We start from the raw sequence: 15,171 nt of genomic DNA, 5'->3' as shown, positions 1-15,171 counted from the left end.
AGACTCATCAACAGGCTACTGCATGATCTCCATACACCACATTTGACAATAGCTCATTTGGATCTTGTTAATGGTATAGCCGAAAGCAGTGAGGGATTTGTCTGGCGTCTTAAAGACGAATCTGGTGATGCGACCAATATAAAAGCGTTCGATGATCCGAATATGATCGTCAATATGTCGGTGTGGGATTCAGTAGACTCGTTAAAGAACTTCATGTTTAGAACTCACCATCGCGACTTCATGCGAAGAAAAAACGAATGGTTTCATCGTTTAACTGAAGATACGTATGTTCTTTGGTGGGTTGATGATGAACATATTCCGAGCCTTGATGAAGCCATCGAGCGGTTAGAGCATCTAAGAGAAGTGGGTGATTCGCCTTATGCATTTACATTCAAAACCAATTTTACTGAGTCAGAAGCTCCTAGATGAAGCACTTGCAATGTCTACACCTCGGTAATACGTTATATAGCTAATGTATTTTCGCAAACAAATAAGGGGGACACTGTGAGCACTTTGCCAGATGAAAACCAGAAACGATTTAAGTAAGAAGATGGATTTGGGAAGAACGCTGAATGTACTAGGGCATTTAAGTGTTGGCTTGTCGAATCAATTGAACGAGGGTGAAACCTGTTACGTCGACTATCAAGATATGGATGACGGCACTCACCCTAATTTGTCTCACTATCCTTTCATTGTTTTGAAAGCCGACAATTCAAACAAGCTTCGAAAAGTACGTGAAGAGGCTATTAGCCGTGGTATCAAATTTACCGATTTCACGAGTACGATGATCGAAGGTGGCTCCATCGAGCAACAGCAAAGAACTAAGCAAACCAAAGAAGCAGACTTAGAGTATCTCGGAGTATGCTTATTTGGTGACACTGAAACCCTGCGTGAATTTACAAAGAAGTTTAGCTTGTATAAGTAACTCACTTTAGTGGTTTAGCTATCTGCTAGTAAGTGCATCGAACATGTTACATAAGCCGTTAATCTATAGATAGGAAGTCAATGGAATACCAATTAGATATTGAACCTTCCGATGACGACATTAATGAAGTCCGAGGCGGGTTAATCAAACACAACACACCGTTTCTGGAAGGGATCCCCAAGTCTCAAGTTGCGTACTACGCGATGGAAGAAGGTAACAAAGTCGGTGGCATTATCGCTGACCTTTGGGGAAGCTGGTTACTGATTAAGTTCCTCTGGGTTGACGATTCGATGAGAGGAAAGCAAGTCGGCAGTGAGCTGCTTGAGCGTATTGAAGAGTATGCGAAGTCTCAAGGTTGTACGTCGTCATTGGTCGATACATTAAGTTTCCAAGCTAAGCCTTTCTATGAGAAACGAGGGTATGAATGCCAGATGGTGTTAGAAAATTACCCTGTAGATTCCTCGCTATCGTTTCTCACCAAGTCGCTCGTCAAAAAGTAGCGTATTAAGCGCCCGTTTATACAAGGAGAGTAGATTGGTCAACATTCGGGAAATGGCAATTTCAGACTACGACTCAGTGATCGCGTTGTGGTGCCAGACAGAAGGCATGAGTATTCGCGATGCCGATTCGAAAGAAAGCATTGCGAGCTATTTAGATCGTAACCCCGGTCTAAGTTTTGTGGCTGAAAGCAACAACGAGATCATTGGCGCTGTGTTGGTCGGTACGGATGGACGTCGTGGGTATTTACAACATTTAGCTGTCTCGGCCAACTTCAGAGGGCAAAAGTTAGGTTGTAAGCTTGTCGCAGAGGCGGTCAACGCCCTTGCAGGGTTAGGTATCCCGAAGACCCACTTGTTTGTCTATAACGACAACATCAATGCTCAACAGTTTTACGAAAAATTGGGCTGGTTTCCTCGAGATGAAGTTCGAATGTACTCGTTTAATAGCTCGGATAATAGTAACGTTTAGCCTTAAAGGTTCGCGCTGGCTGAGCTTGAATTTGTAACAGATTCGCGTGCATCTTCCCAATATCAAAACAATCCTTGGAGTATTTAGAAATGTTGTTTTCTAGTCTGTCTAAACCATTGGTTCATGGCTCCGAGTTATGTTCTGAACTGGTCAATTTCTTAACCGAGCATAAGAGTGATTTCGAAGAAAAGTTAATCCCTGATCTGTCATACATCGATGATATGGCACATGTGGTGAACGGCATTAAAATCAAAGACGTTCTACACATCAATGCGAATCAATATCGAGTTCAATATTCGTTTGATTGGGAGTTGTTTCTAGGTTGTTCAGATAGGAACGAAACTGGTGTAGAGAATGGAAGTGTTCTATTCACGCTTGAGGACGATAACGTTCTTAATATCAACTTCCCAAACTACGGTTCTCGAGACACTAGCGATGAGCTCTAGTCGGTTCAGACTAACTTGTTTTATCCTGAATAATCGGTAACAACGAAGAAGAGGTAAATTTGAGTCCAATCGCTATCCTTGTCCATGTCCCAAATATTGAAGAAGGGCTGAACTGGTACCAGAAAGCATTTCCACATGCCGTTGCCATTTATCATCCAGATTCTGATTTTACAGTTTTGGATCTTAACGGGTTCTCTATTGAAGTTGTGCAAGCCGACAGTAAAGTTAATGCAGGTAAAAAAGGAACAGTACTGTATTGGTCAGTCGACAGCGTTGAAGAATCTCTTGTTTATTTTCAGTCAATTGGAGCAACGTTATATCGTGGTCCAATGGCCATAGAAGGTGGGCTAATCATGTGCCAAGTAGAGGACCCATTTGGTAACCTAATTGGCTTACGAGGTTAGAACTTCTCCCGCCTCTCAATAAGGGACTATGTGGTTTGTATAAAAAGGAACAACAATGATAACTATCGAAAGGCTTGAAGAATCACATGTGGCGTTAGTTCAGGCCATCCAACTCGCCGATGAACAGGTCAAGTTCGCTGGCACAGCTGCAGAGTTTTTATTAGACGGCAGTGAAACCACGCACTTGCACGTGATTAAGTCTGATAACGAAGTTGTGGGTTTCTTTAAGCTGGATATCGCTTACGCAGAGCACTACGAATTCTGCCCTGAAGGAAGCATTGGCTTGAGAGCTTTTGTGCTTGATAAAAACCAGCAAGGTAAAGGTTTAGGAACAGGCACGGTGAAGGCTTTGTTTCCGTATTTAAAAGCGAATTACTCAGCGTATGAGTCGATTTACTTAACTGTGAATTGCAAAAATCCGGCAGCATTCAACTGTTATAAGAAAGGCGGCTTCGAAGATATCAATCAACAGTATTTAGGTGGCGCAGCAGGCCCGCAATTTATCATGCGCGGTCGAATTGCTTAGTAATAAATTATTGATGAGAAACACCTGCACAGCTGTATGCAGGTTGAGAGTCTTAAAGAACACGAGAAGGAAATTTGATGAAGGTTCAATATCTTGAAGTGGTTACCCCAGAGGTCGATGTCGTTTGTGCAACATACGCTCAGCTCTACAACGTGAAATTCAGTGGTGCAGATGTGAACCTTGGTGGGGCGCGCACTGCAAAGCTATCTAATGGCGGGGTAATTGGCATTCGAGCACCGCTTCGTGAAACTGAAGAACCAACTGTTCGTCATTACACGTTGGTTGAGGATATTCAGTCTGCAGTAACTGCAGCCGAGAAACCAGGCGCCGAAGTTGCGGTGCCGCCAATGGAGTTACCACGTCACGGGATGTGTGCCATTGTCATTCAAGGTGGCGTCGAGCTCGGATTCTGGCAGTTATAAATGATGTATACCTTTTAGATTGTGACGGACGAGATACTACGATTTATGATGCGACACCTAGTGTCTTTACCTGCTTCATGGCATCATTCCACGCAGCTAAAACCCCAACAAGGTATGTTATGAAACAGAATATTGTCCACATTGCACTCGTGGTAAAAGACTACGATGAAGCGCTTGATTTCTATGTAAACAAGCTTAAGTTTGATCTCATCGAAGACACGTATCTGCCAGAAGAAGATAAGCGCTGGGTTGTTGTTGCTCCACCAAATTCAACCGGTGTGAGCCTGTTACTTGCTAGAGCTTCTAAGCCAGAGCAACTCGATTTCATCGGCAACCAAGCTGGTGGACGCGTATTCCTATTCTTAAACACCGATGACTTCTGGCGTGATTACGAACGTATGACGTCTTTGGGCATTAACTTTGTCCGAGAGCCTAAAGAGCAAGGCTACGGCACCGTTGCTGTGTTTGAAGATCTTTACGGTAACTTGTGGGATCTGCTTCAGTTAAACCCTGAACACCCTATGGCTAACAGGTAGATAAGCTTAGCCCACAACCATCGGGTGTTGCGTATTACAAAATGTCGGTTCATTGGGAGTAACGCTTCTCTTTCGTTAGGTTAACCCTCCGCACCGCTAAATCATCAACTTAAGTTAAGGAAGCTCATCGTGGAAGAAATCAAAGGCATTCTGCAATTCATGGTCGAGATTGAACAATTAAAGGATGTTCATCGACAGACAAAACCGGTTGGATTGGATCGATATGAAAACTCCGCTGAGCACAGTTGGCACGTCTGTTTGAGCGCTCTTATGTTGAAAGACTATGCCAATGAACAAATCGATATTACGCGAGTGATGAAGATGCTACTGATACATGACCTTGGGGAAATCGATGCCGGAGATACCATCATTTATGCCAGTGAAACCGCAGAAAACAAGCTCAAAGAGAGAAACTGCGTTGAGCGCTTGCTGAAATCATTACCGAGCCATTCAAGAAGCGAGTATTTGGATTTATGGCTTGAGTTCGAAGCAGGTGAGTCACCAGAAGCCAGATTTGGTAAGGCGATCGATAGAGTGCCGCCTTTGCTTCATAACATCCATGGTGGTGGTCACAGCTGGAAGAAGCACAACGTATCTAAAGACAAAGTACTGACCTTCAATGGCGAGCGTATTTCTAAAGGCAGTCGTGCTCTATGGAAAGAACTAGAAGTACAACTTGAAGGCGCTGCAGACAAAGGGTTATTAAAGTAAAAGCTAATTTCATACCTTAGCGTAAGTATAGCTTTAGCGGCTCAATGAGGGAGATCTCGATGGTAACTGATTCAAGATGCATGGCACTTACCTTGTGTCTCATTTCTTTCTAATAAAACTCTAGTGGACAACAATAAGTTCGAGAACCGAGTGATAAGTTGTTAGTATGCATCAAATTTATAAATGTTAGTTGGCTTATATAAATGCTTGATAATAAGTATATTAAACACCCTTATCACTGTGAGCAGTGCGACGCACTTACCCCGCACCTTGCTGTTAGCGCTTCCGATGCTGAATCTAAAGCGGACGCTGAATCTGAAAAGAAACAATGGAAGTTAGGCGTGTTGATGGAATACCTGATGACTTTATTGTTTAAAGGTGACCATAATGTTCCCGGTTTTTATGTAGACAGTGATTACGAATACCAATGTGAGAAATGTGGGACTAAGTCGTGGCACTGATCGTGTGTTTAACTTTTGAAAAAATCCCCACCTAAACTGATGATAATAAGACGCATTAGAAAAGTGATCCTCTCTGCAAACTGAGAATGGAATCGCGTCTATACTGACATGGGTTACGTCGCTGAATTTGGAAGTGGCGCTATGAATGTAAGTTTGATTAGGTTAAATCTCAGAGGTGACGATGAAAAAATTACTACCACTATGCGCCATTTTACTCTCGGCATCATTTTCAGCTGCGGCTTCTGATGGTTTGATTAAATACCAAAGTAATTATTCAGTGAAAGAGACCGCTGACCGCTTTGAAGAAATCGCCAAGAGCAAAGGTTTGACCTTGTTTGCGAGAATCGACCATCAGAAAAACGCGAGTAAGGTCGATCTTGAATTGAGACCAACGGAAGTCATCATCTTTGGTAACCCGAAAGTAGGGACACCATTAATGCAATGTGCTCAAGAAGTCGCGATAGATTTACCGCAGAAGGTGTTAGTCACTGAGGATTCTAATAAGAAAGTATGGTTGTCTTACAACGATCCTAATTACTTGGTAGAGCGTCACGCGATCAATGGCTGTGACGAGGTCGTTAAGAAAGTATCGGGTGTACTAAGCAAGCTATCAGAAGCGACAGTGACGAAAAAGAAAGCAAAATAACCAAGACGAATAAGCACTCATTAAGACTATTAATGATGATATCGCTTATTAGTCATTGTGTTGACAACTAAGCAACAATATATAAAAGTAGTTTTATGAAACTGAATTTAGCGCCATCTAACCAACGAATTATCATCATTCCATAGGAATGGTGGGATTGTTGATGCGCTTTGTTTATCGAACCCACCCGTAAGGTGGGTTTTTTGTCGCTGTCTTATGGGTTTTATCTGAATAGAGGAAGTCATATGAAAAAGATCGCGGTTTTTGGTAAGCCTGGGAGTGGAAAGTCCACAGTCAGCAAGGCGTTAGCACTAGCTACAGGGATAGAGCTTCACCAGTTGGACTCTATTGTTTACAAGGCCAACGGAGAGTTTGTTGAACGTGAAGTATTTGAGGAGGCTCATGAGAGCATACTTAAGTCAGAAAGCTGGATCATCGATGGTTTTGGCCCTCTAGGCTCGTTCAACACACGTTTAGATGCAGCTGATACCTTGGTTTATATCGACCTTCCTTATTCAATTAGCTACTGGTTTGTAACCAAGCGAATGCTCAAAGGTCTATTCGTTAAACCTGAAGGCTGGCCTGATGGAAGTTCAGTTATAAAAGGCACGATACAAAGTTATAAGACACTAAAACTGTGTCCTAAATTTTGGAATGACGACTTTAAAGCGCAGTTAGAATTGCGCGCTAAAGAGAAAGAGGTTTACATCATCAGAAGCGTGACTGAATTGAATAACTTTGTTCATCAACACGTCACTTAACAGTCGAGAGCTTACCTTTCTTTGAAACGCTTTAATTTGCTCATAACTTCATGAAAATATATAGATTTAACTCAACATGTGGCATATTTGTCATGTGTTTAGTTTGTGCTTTGAGTTAAGGCGATAGATATTATGTATGGAAGTGAGAAGACGAGAGCGTTCTGCTGTAACTGTAAGGAACTTACACTGCATAGGTACACGATGTTCAGTAGCCAAGTGCAAAAGGCACCACAAGCTGAAGATAAAGAACCGAGCTTACTCCAACGAATTTTATCGGAGTTTCTATCTTTTGGTGTTACAGGTTCGGGCGCGACAGGTGATTACAAATGTACCCAATGTGGAACATATCTGAATACACCAGACAACCTCGACTGAGTTTGTGAGTTTGGCTTAGGCAAATAAAAACGGGAAGACCTCAATGATCTTCCCGTTAGATATTACTTAACTCATCGTGCTATTGGCAGTTTGAGTGAGAAGCCTTATGCACAACACTTCTTGTATTTCTTACCGCTACCGCAAGAACACGGGTCGTTACGGTTAGGGGTCTTTTCAAACGTCATCGTTTTTGGCTTGTTTAGTAGAGTATCAAGCTCGATGGTGTTCTCTTCTTTGTCTGCGTCGACTGTAACGGTAACGAAGATAGTATTTTCAGCGGCTAGTGCTTCAACTTCTGCTTTGCGCGCTTCAGTTTGAACCATTACTGCGATTGGAGATTCTTCAGTACCCGCTTTCACATCGCGGTTTACGTTGTAGCCAGCAAGAACGTGGTTCTGTCTTGTTTCGATACGGCCTTTGAAAAATAGTTTCGACATTGGGTACTCATTAAAAATGTTGAATGGCGCTATTTTTAACGGCGATAGCGCAATGGAGCGGGGATTATACGCATATATTGCAATTGATAAAGCAGTGATGTGAGCAAACACTGTTTGGTTTTTGTTTGCTAGTAACGGTTTGTTCTCTAGCTTTGCTTCTATTCGACAAATTTCGAAATTCAAGACAATAAAATTGCCCTAAATAGGCTTATGAATGATAAATTCAAATTATTAATCGAAACAAAGAGATAGTGTATGAAGTTAGATGCCATCCTGTGGGATTACGATGGAACCATAGTCAATTCCGTTCCAAAGAATATCGCAATCACAAAAGACATTATCTCTTTAGTCGCGCCACACTTGTCAGGTGATAACTTACCTAAATATTTGCTCAGCGAAGCGCTTTATCATGAAGCCAACCACGGGGCTAAAAACTGGCAAGCCTTATATGTCGATTATTACGGTTTATCACACGATGAAATGTTGACCGCTGGTGGAATGTGGGCAGAGCATCAAGAGAAAAACCAAACAGCCGTTGCCTTGTTTGAAGGAATGGAAACCGTGGTTAATCAGTTTGCTCATCTTCCACATGGGATCTGCTCTCAAAACTCTCAATTGAATATTCGTGGTGTGCTCGACAGTTATGGCATTGGTGATTTGTTTAAATCGGTCGTGGGCTATGACGATGTCTCGAACGGTAACCAAAAACCCCATCCATTTGGTGGTGTGAAATGTGTCGAGAACATATTTAGCGCCGATCCGACTAACGAGCTTTGTTTGATGTACATCAGTGACTATGAAGCGGACACACAGTTTGCTCGCAATATTGAAGCCGCGCTGGGTAAAAACGCAAAAGTGATTGCCGTTGCAGCAGGTTATAGCCGATCGAAACCTGAAAATTGGCAAACCAAGCCCGATTACATTGCTAACAGTGTCGATGATCTTTTAACGATCATTAGCAAGTACGCATAACGAAGCAGACATTTAAAAATCACCACACGTAAATAACTTTAAGGAAGAATAATGACACCAAAACAAGTGGTATTGGGATTTTGGGATGCAATGCGCAGTAATGATTTTGCAAAGGCAGTTGAATGGTTAACCGCAGATTTTGAAGGCTATTGGCCGCAGTCGTCTGAATTGACGTTAGGGCGCGACAACTTCACTGCAATCAATACTGAATACCCAGCCAATGGTGTTTGGGAATTCACGCTCAATTCGATTGTCTGTGAAGGTGATACGGTAGTCACGGACGTTTCGGTCACTGACAGTGTGTTGAAAGGCCGAGTGATCACCTTTCACACGGTGGTTGACGGTTTAATTCAAAAGCAAACTGAGTTTTGGCCAGACCCATTCGAAGCGCCGGCGTGGCGATCGCAGTGGATTCAGATCGTATCGAACAATTAGTTTGTATCGATACGATCAGTTTGTCACGAACAACTAGGTCGTATCGAATAATCAGGTTGCACAGAATAAGTAAACATTAGGAGGTTTCATTGAGCAAGGTAGTGGTTGTAACCGGCGGAAGCCGAGGCATTGGCGCAGCGACGTCTAAATTGTTGGCCAGTCAAGGCTATGCATACACAATGAGTCGCGAGCTGAAGATCTAGTGAATGAGATTCGCGAACAAGGCGGAACCGCGATTAGTGTGCGTGCGGATGTGTCTGTTGAATCGGACGTGAAATCTTTATTTGAGATTGCTCGTAATAAGCTAGGTCCAGTGACGCACTTGGTCAATAATGCCGGGATTTTGTTTACCCAGTCACCATTGGTTGATATTGAATTGGATCGCTTTGAAAAGGTGATGAAATCCAACGTATCAAGCTGCTTTCTGTGCAGTAAAGCCTTTATCAAACAAGCCGATGGCGCGGGTTCGATTGTGAATGTATCGTCTGCCGCTTCTCGCACTGGCGCACCGTTTGAGTATGTGGATTACGCAGCATCGAAAGGTGCGATGGATTCACTCACCAAAGGCTTATCGCTTGAATTAGCTTCACGCAATATCCGAGTGAATGGCGTAAGGCCAGGTTGTATTTATACTGAGATGCATGCAGACGGCGGAGAGCCAGATCGCGTAGACAGACTAGCTTCGCAGTTACCGTTACAACGAGGTGGCACACCAGAAGAAGTCGCTAACTCTATCGCATGGTTATTGTCAGACGAAGCTTCGTATGTCACCGGCTCGTTTATTGATATTGCAGGCGGTCGATAGGGCACGTTTGCCTTTACACTAATATAAACAAGTTACAACCATCAACACGCAACAAAAGTACCTAACTAAAAGAACGAAACTAAGAGTACAACCATGAAAAACTATTTTGAAAGCCCGTTTGTTGGAAAGTCACTCAAAGAACAAGTGACCAACCCAAACATCATCGTGGGCGAGCACAGCTATTACTCGGGTTACTACCATAACCACAGCTTTGATGACTGTGCGCGTTACCTATTACCGGATAGAACCGACATCGATAAGCTGATCATTGGCAGCTAATGCTCGATTGGTTCTGGCGCCGTGTTTATGATGGCGGGCAACCAAGGCCACCAAAACCAGTGGGTGAGTACCTTCCCGTTTTTCTATCAAGACGATGAGAAGTTTGAAGGTGCGATAGACGGCTTTGAACGCTCTGGTGATACCGTGATTGGTAACGATGTGTGGATTGGTACAGAAGCCATGATCATGAGTGGTGTTAAGGTTGGTGACGGAGCCATCATCGCAAGTCGAGCGGTTGTGACTAAAGATGTCGCGCCATACTCGATTGTCGGTTCAAACCCAGCACGCCATATCCGTTATCGTTTCAATGAGACTGAAATCGCTCAGTTGCTAGAAATGAAATGGTGGGAATGGAGCGAAGAACAAATCAAAGGCGCAATGTCGCTAATGTGTTCTTCAGACATTGGTGGTTTGTACCATTATTGGAAAGGATTCTTGAAGCCTTAAATTGTCGTTCACAGATGAAATGTGAATGGTGAGAACGAGATTAAATTTAACAAATTACTCAATAATCTGATTATGGCAATGCGATTGTGATACGAGTAACTTATTGATTGTAAAGATATTGCATAGTATGGCGTGTCGCATTAGCGTGGTGGATGAATTGGAGGGGTATTATGATTAGTTGCAACGATTACGATTATATTGAAATTGTGTGTATGCACCGATACCCAATCAAGTTAACGCTGAAGTCTGGCGAGAAGATTGAATGTGTCGGGTTAGATACCCAGCGCAATGACAGCCGTGAAGAGTGCATTAAAGTCAGTACTCAAGGCGAGCAACAACTTGTCGTATTAACTCAAATAGCGACATTGGATGTCTGTGTCGACAACCCTCACTTTCAGCATGTTTCATTCAAAACGTCATAGGCTTTCAAATGAATAGCACCATAGAACAATGCTATTGCACCGCGTGCAGAGAAGAGACACAACATGTTGTTGTGTTGGTCAGAAAGACGAGTGCGTTTGCAGACAAACCTAACCAAAAGCGAAGTGAGTTTTGGGCAGGCATGATAAAAGGTTGGTTCCTTGGCCCGTTTGTCGCGTCAATGGATGAGTTTTCTCGTCACCTTGTCTGTGAAAAATGTGGCCATAAAGAGATACAAGATTAGCATCGTTATCTTATAAAACATTGGATTCAATACAGTTAGATCGTCAATTGGCTTAGGAATAGAACGAATGAAAGTTGAAACGATAGAAGCCGTAAAGGCGTATGGTTTTTCAGTAAGAACCACCAATACCGATGAGATGGACCCAGCAAGAGCCAAGATAGGGCAATTGTGGCAGGGCTTTTTTGACCAAGCATTTCCGAAATTAACACCGGATTCAAAAGTGTATGGCGTTTACACTAACTACGAGTCTGACTTTACGGGCGAATTTGATGTTATCGCGTGTACTAATGCACTTACGGATCCGAATGTTGATACGCTTGTAGAAACCGAAATACAAGCAGGTAAATACTTAACGTTTTCTGCTGAAGGTGAATTACCACAAGCTGTGATCGACCTATGGGGTGAAGTGTGGGCGTATTTCAGCGCTGCTGACTGCCCACATGTGAGAACTTACACGACAGATTTTGAACTATACAAAGGTGAAACTGAAGTCGAGATTTCGATAGCGATTCAGTGATCAGGTTAAAATGAACAAAAGGCTTAGCTTAGACTGTGTTTGCCAGTTAAGAGACAATAGTTACAGGTAAAGAGACAACGGAATCCCAGTTAAGCCTTTGAATATCTGTTCTTTACAAAGAAGATACAGTGTCACGTAACTACTTTAATACCTAGGAATTATCTATTCCAGAATTCCCCTAGATCACCCTAGATACCCTTAAGTCACCCAAAATTCTCTTAAGTTATCCAAAAAGACAATCTTGCTTGGTTTCATTCCACAAAGGGTATTGCTTCATGACTTGGGTGTAGAGCTTACTTTCAAGGTGCGCTCTTAACCAACGTCCTACGTTTTGATATTCCGATTTCACAAACCACTTCTTTTCGACTCGCACAAACTGACTGACGAAAGGCATCACCGCAAAATCGGCCAAGCTTGGGCTTTCTCCAAAAAAGTAGGGCTGATCGGTAAGTCGCACTTCTAACTGCTTAATGAAGGTTTCGCAGGCTTGTCGGCGTTGTTCAACATCGATGTTTCGGTAACGAACCGATGCACGATACCTTTCTAAGTGACCAATAAATTCTTCATCGTTGGTTTTAATGAGCTGCTGAACTTGTTCGCTAAGCGCTGGATTGCTTGAACGCAGAAGATCTTGAGGATCGTTTTGTTGAAGTGACCAGTTCATCACATCCAAGCTCTGTTCAATGACTTGTCCATTGGGTAACACCAATACAGGCACTGTTCCTTTTGGCGAACTGGCCAATAGTTCGCTAGGCTTGTCTTTGGTAACGATTTCTCGAAGTAACACTTTTTGCTGTGATAGTGCGATGCCCATTCGTCCGCGCATTGCATAAGGGCAACGGCGTAAAGAATAAAGGATAGGTAGATCGGATTCGTTCGGCATTATTGAGGTCATTTAGTTTGAAAAGTGTTGTACGGTGGTAAAGAGATCGTGATGTGGGTAGAATACGCGGCTTAAAAATTATAAGTAAGTGAGCGACTTCAAAAATGAGCAGAAAAATTGAGTTATTAGCCCCAGGTGGCGATGTAGAAGCGATAAAAGCCGCCATCGTAGCGGGTGCTAATGCAGTTTATTGTGGTTTAGACACATTCAACGCTCGTAACAGAGCCTCTAACCTGTCGTTAGACGAATTGAATGGTGTGATTCGCCTTGCTCATGAATACGGCTGTGAAGTGTTCCTGACTCTTAACGTTGTGCTACTGGAGCACGAGACTAAGAGCATCACCAAACTGCTGAACCAGCTTGTGAACACCAAAGTGGACGGCATCATTGTTCAAGACTTGGGTTTATTCAACCTGGTTAAGAAGCATTTCCCATCGTTAGACGTTCACGCGTCGACTCAGTTAACTACGCACAACGAAGGTCAGATTAAGTTCTTGTCTAAGATTGGCGCGACGCGCGTTAACTTGTCTCGTGAGTTGAACCTGCCTGAAATCAAGATGCTGACGGAAGTGGCACACGATCACGACGTATTAACCGAAGTGTTCGTACACGGCGCTCTGTGTATCGCATTCTCTGGTCAATGTTACTCAAGCTCAGTAAGTGTGGGTAACTCAGGTAACCGTGGTCGTTGTAGCCAAGCGTGTCGTGATGAGTACGAAATCACCAACGCGGGCAACAAGTTCCCACTTAACCTGAAAGATAACTCAGCTTACTACGACCTACCTGAATTGGTTGATGCGAAAGTCGACTCATTGAAAGTAGAAGGCCGTATTAAAGGCGCACACTACGTTTACACTGTGGTAGACACATGGCGTAAACAGATTGATAGCTTTGTAGAAAGTGGTTTGTTGATCGAAGACGATTCGAACCTACACAAAGTATTCAACCGTGATTTCACCAACTCTTTCCTAAAGGGCAACCTAACGAAAGACATGTTCATCGATAACCCGCGCGACAACAGCATGAACTACGCTGTTGAAAAAGCGACGGAGCAGAACAACGAAATCTCAGTTGTACAGATTCAAGAAGTGACCAACGAACTTCACCAAGCGAAAGACGTTCTTGGTAACGAAATGCGTGACAAGATCGAGTTCCTTGATATTCGCAAGACACCAGTAGCACTGTCGTTCAGCGCAAAAGTGGGTCAACCATTTACGGTGACTGTGAACACGCCAAAAGAGAACTTTACTCTTCAATCTAAATCGCTATTGAAAGCGGTTGAAGAGAAGGCGATTACTCAAGAGCTACTTGAGAAGCGCTTCAAAAACGTGAAGAGTGCAGTTCACACGCTAGAAAGCCACGACTTCAGTGAAGTGGATGCAGGCTTGTTGATTCCTCTAAAAGAAGTTTCAGACCTAAAAGACGAGATCGACTTCATTCTGAACGGCTCTGTGGAAGTGATTAAGCACGTTGAAGTGCCAGCACTGCCTCAGCACCCTAAAGTGAACGAGAAGCCGACTATGTCGATGCTTATCGCCGATGTAGAAGACTTACACCTGTGTGACGTGACTGACGCGGATGTTTACTTCAAACTTCCAGAAAGCTTCAAGAAGCGTTGTAACAAGTACATCGACATCTTGGCAGCAAACCCACGTTTGATTCCTTGGTTCCCAGCGGTATTGATCGGTAAAGATTACGACGAAGCGGTTCGTATTCTTGAAGAGATCAAGCCAGCTCGCATCGTAACCAACAACACGGGTATTGCTTACAAAGCTTACGAGATGGGTATTGAGTGGGTTGCAGGCCCGTTCATGAACACGACCAACTCTCACGCACTGGTTACTCTGAAAGAAGAGCTGAACTGTGCAGGCGCATTCATTTCGAACGAGATCAACAAAGGTCAGATTCGTCATATTCGTCGCCCAGAGAACTTCAAACTGTTCTACAGCATTTACCACCCAATCTTGATGATGACCAGCCGTCAGTGTTTCTTCCAAAGAACCGTGGGTTGTAACAAGCCAAGCATCGAAGCAGGTTGTATGTTGAAGTGTGAGAAAGCGACCACGATTACCAACGTGAAAGGCATCTCTTTTGCGGTTGATAAACAGAAGGGTGGCTACCCAAGCATTTACAACCACGAGCAGTTCTTGAACCACGACGCAGTAACTGACTTCTCTGGTCTGTTCGACGAGTTCTTCATTGACCTAACCAACATCGGTGCAGGTTCTAAAGAAGTGAAAGACAAAGTTGAGCTTATCAAGCATTTCGAAGCGCTACTGAACGGCGTTGAAGGTTCACAACAGAACCTAGAGCAGATGGTTGAAGTTCGAACTAATGCTCAGTACGTGCAAGGTCTATAGCGTACAAGGTTTATAGGGTTCAATGTCTATGGGCTGTAAGGCTTATAGCTTCTAACGCAAAGAGCGTTCAAGGTTTATAACGCTCAACCGCTTATAAGCACTCTGAACCAATAAACAAAAGGCCACTCAATCGAGTTAATGCCGATCGTTTAAGAAGACTTGAACGATCCTGCAGTTAGCAGATAATCCC

General features: G+C 43.3%; 21 protein-coding genes and 3 pseudogenes. 22 read left to right on the top strand and 2 right to left on the bottom strand.

All coding sequences use genetic code 11. From position 1 onward, the window contains the following. The first annotated feature begins 6 nt into the window (after positions 1–6). From ACED46_RS19480 to ACED46_RS19415, 14 genes and pseudogenes are all read left to right on the top strand, one after another. Entirely contained in the window at positions 7–429 is a 423-nt protein-coding gene (locus tag ACED46_RS19480) for a DUF3291 domain-containing protein (RefSeq protein WP_371722219.1), read from the top strand. 75 nt (positions 430–504) lie between these two features. Further along, positions 505–925, top strand: a pseudogene (locus tag ACED46_RS19475) (DUF2000 domain-containing protein). Between the two features lie 80 nt (positions 926–1,005). Then, positions 1,006–1,425, top strand: coding sequence for a GNAT family N-acetyltransferase (locus ACED46_RS19470; protein ID WP_017063937.1), 420 nt, complete (start codon positions 1,006–1,008; stop codon positions 1,423–1,425). Positions 1,426–1,459: 34 nt separating this feature from the next. Then, positions 1,460–1,894 (top strand): GNAT family N-acetyltransferase, encoded by a 435-nt coding sequence (locus ACED46_RS19465; protein WP_017078753.1) that lies wholly within the window; start codon positions 1,460–1,462, stop codon positions 1,892–1,894. A gap of 89 nt (positions 1,895–1,983) precedes the next feature. Continuing rightward, positions 1,984–2,340 carry a hypothetical protein gene (locus ACED46_RS19460; RefSeq protein ID WP_017063935.1) on the top strand — a complete coding sequence of 119 codons (357 nt, stop codon included), beginning with the start codon at positions 1,984–1,986 and terminating at the stop codon, positions 2,338–2,340. Between the two features lie 59 nt (positions 2,341–2,399). After that, entirely contained in the window at positions 2,400–2,744 is a 345-nt protein-coding gene (locus ACED46_RS19455) for a glyoxalase/bleomycin resistance/dioxygenase family protein (RefSeq protein WP_017063934.1), read from the top strand. 55 nt (positions 2,745–2,799) lie between these two features. Continuing rightward, positions 2,800–3,270, top strand: a complete 471-nt coding sequence (locus tag ACED46_RS19450) for a GNAT family N-acetyltransferase (RefSeq protein ID WP_017063933.1) — start codon at positions 2,800–2,802, stop codon at positions 3,268–3,270. Positions 3,271–3,347: 77 nt separating this feature from the next. After that, positions 3,348–3,692 carry a VOC family protein gene (locus ACED46_RS19445; RefSeq protein WP_371722217.1) on the top strand — a complete coding sequence of 115 codons (345 nt, stop codon included), beginning with the start codon at positions 3,348–3,350 and terminating at the stop codon, positions 3,690–3,692. 119 nt (positions 3,693–3,811) lie between these two features. Then, a complete protein-coding gene (locus ACED46_RS19440) occupies positions 3,812–4,228 on the top strand; it encodes a VOC family protein (protein WP_017061801.1) in 417 nt (138 codons plus the stop codon). Between the two features lie 129 nt (positions 4,229–4,357). Continuing rightward, positions 4,358–4,939, top strand: a complete 582-nt coding sequence (locus ACED46_RS19435) for an HD domain-containing protein (protein ID WP_371722216.1) — start codon at positions 4,358–4,360, stop codon at positions 4,937–4,939. Between the two features lie 203 nt (positions 4,940–5,142). Continuing rightward, positions 5,143–5,400 (top strand): hypothetical protein, encoded by a 258-nt coding sequence (locus tag ACED46_RS19430; protein ID WP_065583644.1) that lies wholly within the window; start codon positions 5,143–5,145, stop codon positions 5,398–5,400. A gap of 181 nt (positions 5,401–5,581) precedes the next feature. Next, positions 5,582–6,046 (top strand): DUF302 domain-containing protein, encoded by a 465-nt coding sequence (locus ACED46_RS19425; protein WP_102333304.1) that lies wholly within the window; start codon positions 5,582–5,584, stop codon positions 6,044–6,046. 245 nt (positions 6,047–6,291) lie between these two features. Further along, complete coding sequence (locus ACED46_RS19420; protein WP_017063925.1) at positions 6,292–6,807, top strand: adenylate kinase; 516 nt, start codon at positions 6,292–6,294, stop codon at positions 6,805–6,807. A gap of 132 nt (positions 6,808–6,939) precedes the next feature. Continuing rightward, complete coding sequence (locus ACED46_RS19415) at positions 6,940–7,182, top strand: hypothetical protein (protein ID WP_029235167.1); 243 nt, start codon at positions 6,940–6,942, stop codon at positions 7,180–7,182. A 104-nt stretch (positions 7,183–7,286) separates the two neighbouring features. Here the strand turns inward: ACED46_RS19415 and ACED46_RS19410 are convergent, their stop codons facing one another. Beyond that, complete coding sequence (locus ACED46_RS19410) at positions 7,287–7,619, bottom strand: PBPRA1643 family SWIM/SEC-C metal-binding motif protein (protein WP_017068336.1); 333 nt, start codon at positions 7,617–7,619, stop codon at positions 7,287–7,289. Between the two features lie 255 nt (positions 7,620–7,874). On the opposite strand from ACED46_RS19410, the gene ACED46_RS19405 reads away from it, so the two are divergent. The 7 genes and pseudogenes from ACED46_RS19405 to ACED46_RS19375 all read left to right on the top strand — a co-directional run bounded on the left by ACED46_RS19405 (position 7,875) and on the right by ACED46_RS19375 (position 11,738). Continuing rightward, a complete protein-coding gene (locus ACED46_RS19405) occupies positions 7,875–8,591 on the top strand; it encodes an HAD family hydrolase (protein WP_371722215.1) in 717 nt (238 codons plus the stop codon). 51 nt (positions 8,592–8,642) lie between these two features. Further along, a complete protein-coding gene (locus ACED46_RS19400; RefSeq protein ID WP_371722213.1) occupies positions 8,643–9,026 on the top strand; it encodes a nuclear transport factor 2 family protein in 384 nt (127 codons plus the stop codon). Between the two features lie 89 nt (positions 9,027–9,115). Beyond that, positions 9,116–9,831, top strand: a pseudogene (locus ACED46_RS19395) (SDR family oxidoreductase). 93 nt (positions 9,832–9,924) lie between these two features. Then, positions 9,925–10,557 (top strand): annotated as a pseudogene (gene catB / locus ACED46_RS19390) (type B chloramphenicol O-acetyltransferase). Between the two features lie 170 nt (positions 10,558–10,727). Then, a complete protein-coding gene (locus tag ACED46_RS19385; protein ID WP_136974261.1) occupies positions 10,728–10,979 on the top strand; it encodes a Rho-binding antiterminator in 252 nt (83 codons plus the stop codon). Between the two features lie 8 nt (positions 10,980–10,987). Beyond that, positions 10,988–11,221, top strand: a complete 234-nt coding sequence (locus ACED46_RS19380) for a hypothetical protein (RefSeq protein WP_371722212.1) — start codon at positions 10,988–10,990, stop codon at positions 11,219–11,221. 67 nt (positions 11,222–11,288) lie between these two features. Beyond that, positions 11,289–11,738: a GyrI-like domain-containing protein gene (locus tag ACED46_RS19375; protein WP_371722211.1), complete on the top strand. Its 450-nt coding sequence runs from the start codon at positions 11,289–11,291 to the stop codon at positions 11,736–11,738. Positions 11,739–11,961: 223 nt separating this feature from the next. Here the strand turns inward: ACED46_RS19375 and ACED46_RS19370 are convergent, their stop codons facing one another. After that, positions 11,962–12,552 (bottom strand): glutathione S-transferase, encoded by a 591-nt coding sequence (locus ACED46_RS19370; RefSeq protein WP_371722218.1) that lies wholly within the window; start codon positions 12,550–12,552, stop codon positions 11,962–11,964. 173 nt (positions 12,553–12,725) lie between these two features. On the opposite strand from ACED46_RS19370, the gene ACED46_RS19365 reads away from it, so the two are divergent. After that, positions 12,726–14,981: a peptidase U32 family protein gene (locus ACED46_RS19365; RefSeq protein ID WP_017063916.1), complete on the top strand. Its 2,256-nt coding sequence runs from the start codon at positions 12,726–12,728 to the stop codon at positions 14,979–14,981. Positions 14,982–15,171: the final 190 nt, after the last annotated feature.

Source organism: Vibrio sp. 1S139 (genome assembly GCF_041439475.1).
GTDB lineage: Bacteria > Pseudomonadota > Gammaproteobacteria > Enterobacterales > Vibrionaceae > Vibrio > Vibrio crassostreae_C.
The sequence above is the reverse complement of the archived record's forward strand: the minus strand, read 5'-3'. Positions and strand labels throughout refer to the sequence as shown.

What these genes read in the sequence shown, in the direction of transcription:
- ACED46_RS19470 (WP_017063937.1), top strand. Translation starts at nt 1,006, where the DNA reads ATGGAATACCAATTAGATATTGAACCTTCCGATGACGACATTAATGAA.
- ACED46_RS19460 (WP_017063935.1), top strand. Translation starts at nt 1,984, where the DNA reads ATGTTGTTTTCTAGTCTGTCTAAACCATTGGTTCATGGCTCCGAGTTA.
- ACED46_RS19450 (WP_017063933.1), top strand. Translation starts at nt 2,800, where the DNA reads ATGATAACTATCGAAAGGCTTGAAGAATCACATGTGGCGTTAGTTCAG.
- ACED46_RS19445 (WP_371722217.1), top strand. Translation starts at nt 3,348, where the DNA reads ATGAAGGTTCAATATCTTGAAGTGGTTACCCCAGAGGTCGATGTCGTT.
- ACED46_RS19440 (WP_017061801.1), top strand. Translation starts at nt 3,812, where the DNA reads ATGAAACAGAATATTGTCCACATTGCACTCGTGGTAAAAGACTACGAT.
- ACED46_RS19430 (WP_065583644.1), top strand. Translation starts at nt 5,143, where the DNA reads ATGCTTGATAATAAGTATATTAAACACCCTTATCACTGTGAGCAGTGC.
- ACED46_RS19425 (WP_102333304.1), top strand. Translation starts at nt 5,582, where the DNA reads ATGAAAAAATTACTACCACTATGCGCCATTTTACTCTCGGCATCATTT.
- ACED46_RS19420 (WP_017063925.1), top strand. Translation starts at nt 6,292, where the DNA reads ATGAAAAAGATCGCGGTTTTTGGTAAGCCTGGGAGTGGAAAGTCCACA.
- ACED46_RS19415 (WP_029235167.1), top strand. Translation starts at nt 6,940, where the DNA reads ATGTATGGAAGTGAGAAGACGAGAGCGTTCTGCTGTAACTGTAAGGAA.
- ACED46_RS19410 (WP_017068336.1), bottom strand. Translation starts at nt 7,619, where the DNA reads ATGTCGAAACTATTTTTCAAAGGCCGTATCGAAACAAGACAGAACCAC.
- ACED46_RS19405 (WP_371722215.1), top strand. Translation starts at nt 7,875, where the DNA reads ATGAAGTTAGATGCCATCCTGTGGGATTACGATGGAACCATAGTCAAT.
- ACED46_RS19400 (WP_371722213.1), top strand. Translation starts at nt 8,643, where the DNA reads ATGACACCAAAACAAGTGGTATTGGGATTTTGGGATGCAATGCGCAGT.
- ACED46_RS19385 (WP_136974261.1), top strand. Translation starts at nt 10,728, where the DNA reads ATGATTAGTTGCAACGATTACGATTATATTGAAATTGTGTGTATGCAC.
- ACED46_RS19380 (WP_371722212.1), top strand. Translation starts at nt 10,988, where the DNA reads ATGAATAGCACCATAGAACAATGCTATTGCACCGCGTGCAGAGAAGAG.
- ACED46_RS19375 (WP_371722211.1), top strand. Translation starts at nt 11,289, where the DNA reads ATGAAAGTTGAAACGATAGAAGCCGTAAAGGCGTATGGTTTTTCAGTA.
- ACED46_RS19370 (WP_371722218.1), bottom strand. Translation starts at nt 12,552, where the DNA reads ATGGGCATCGCACTATCACAGCAAAAAGTGTTACTTCGAGAAATCGTT.
- ACED46_RS19365 (WP_017063916.1), top strand. Translation starts at nt 12,726, where the DNA reads ATGAGCAGAAAAATTGAGTTATTAGCCCCAGGTGGCGATGTAGAAGCG.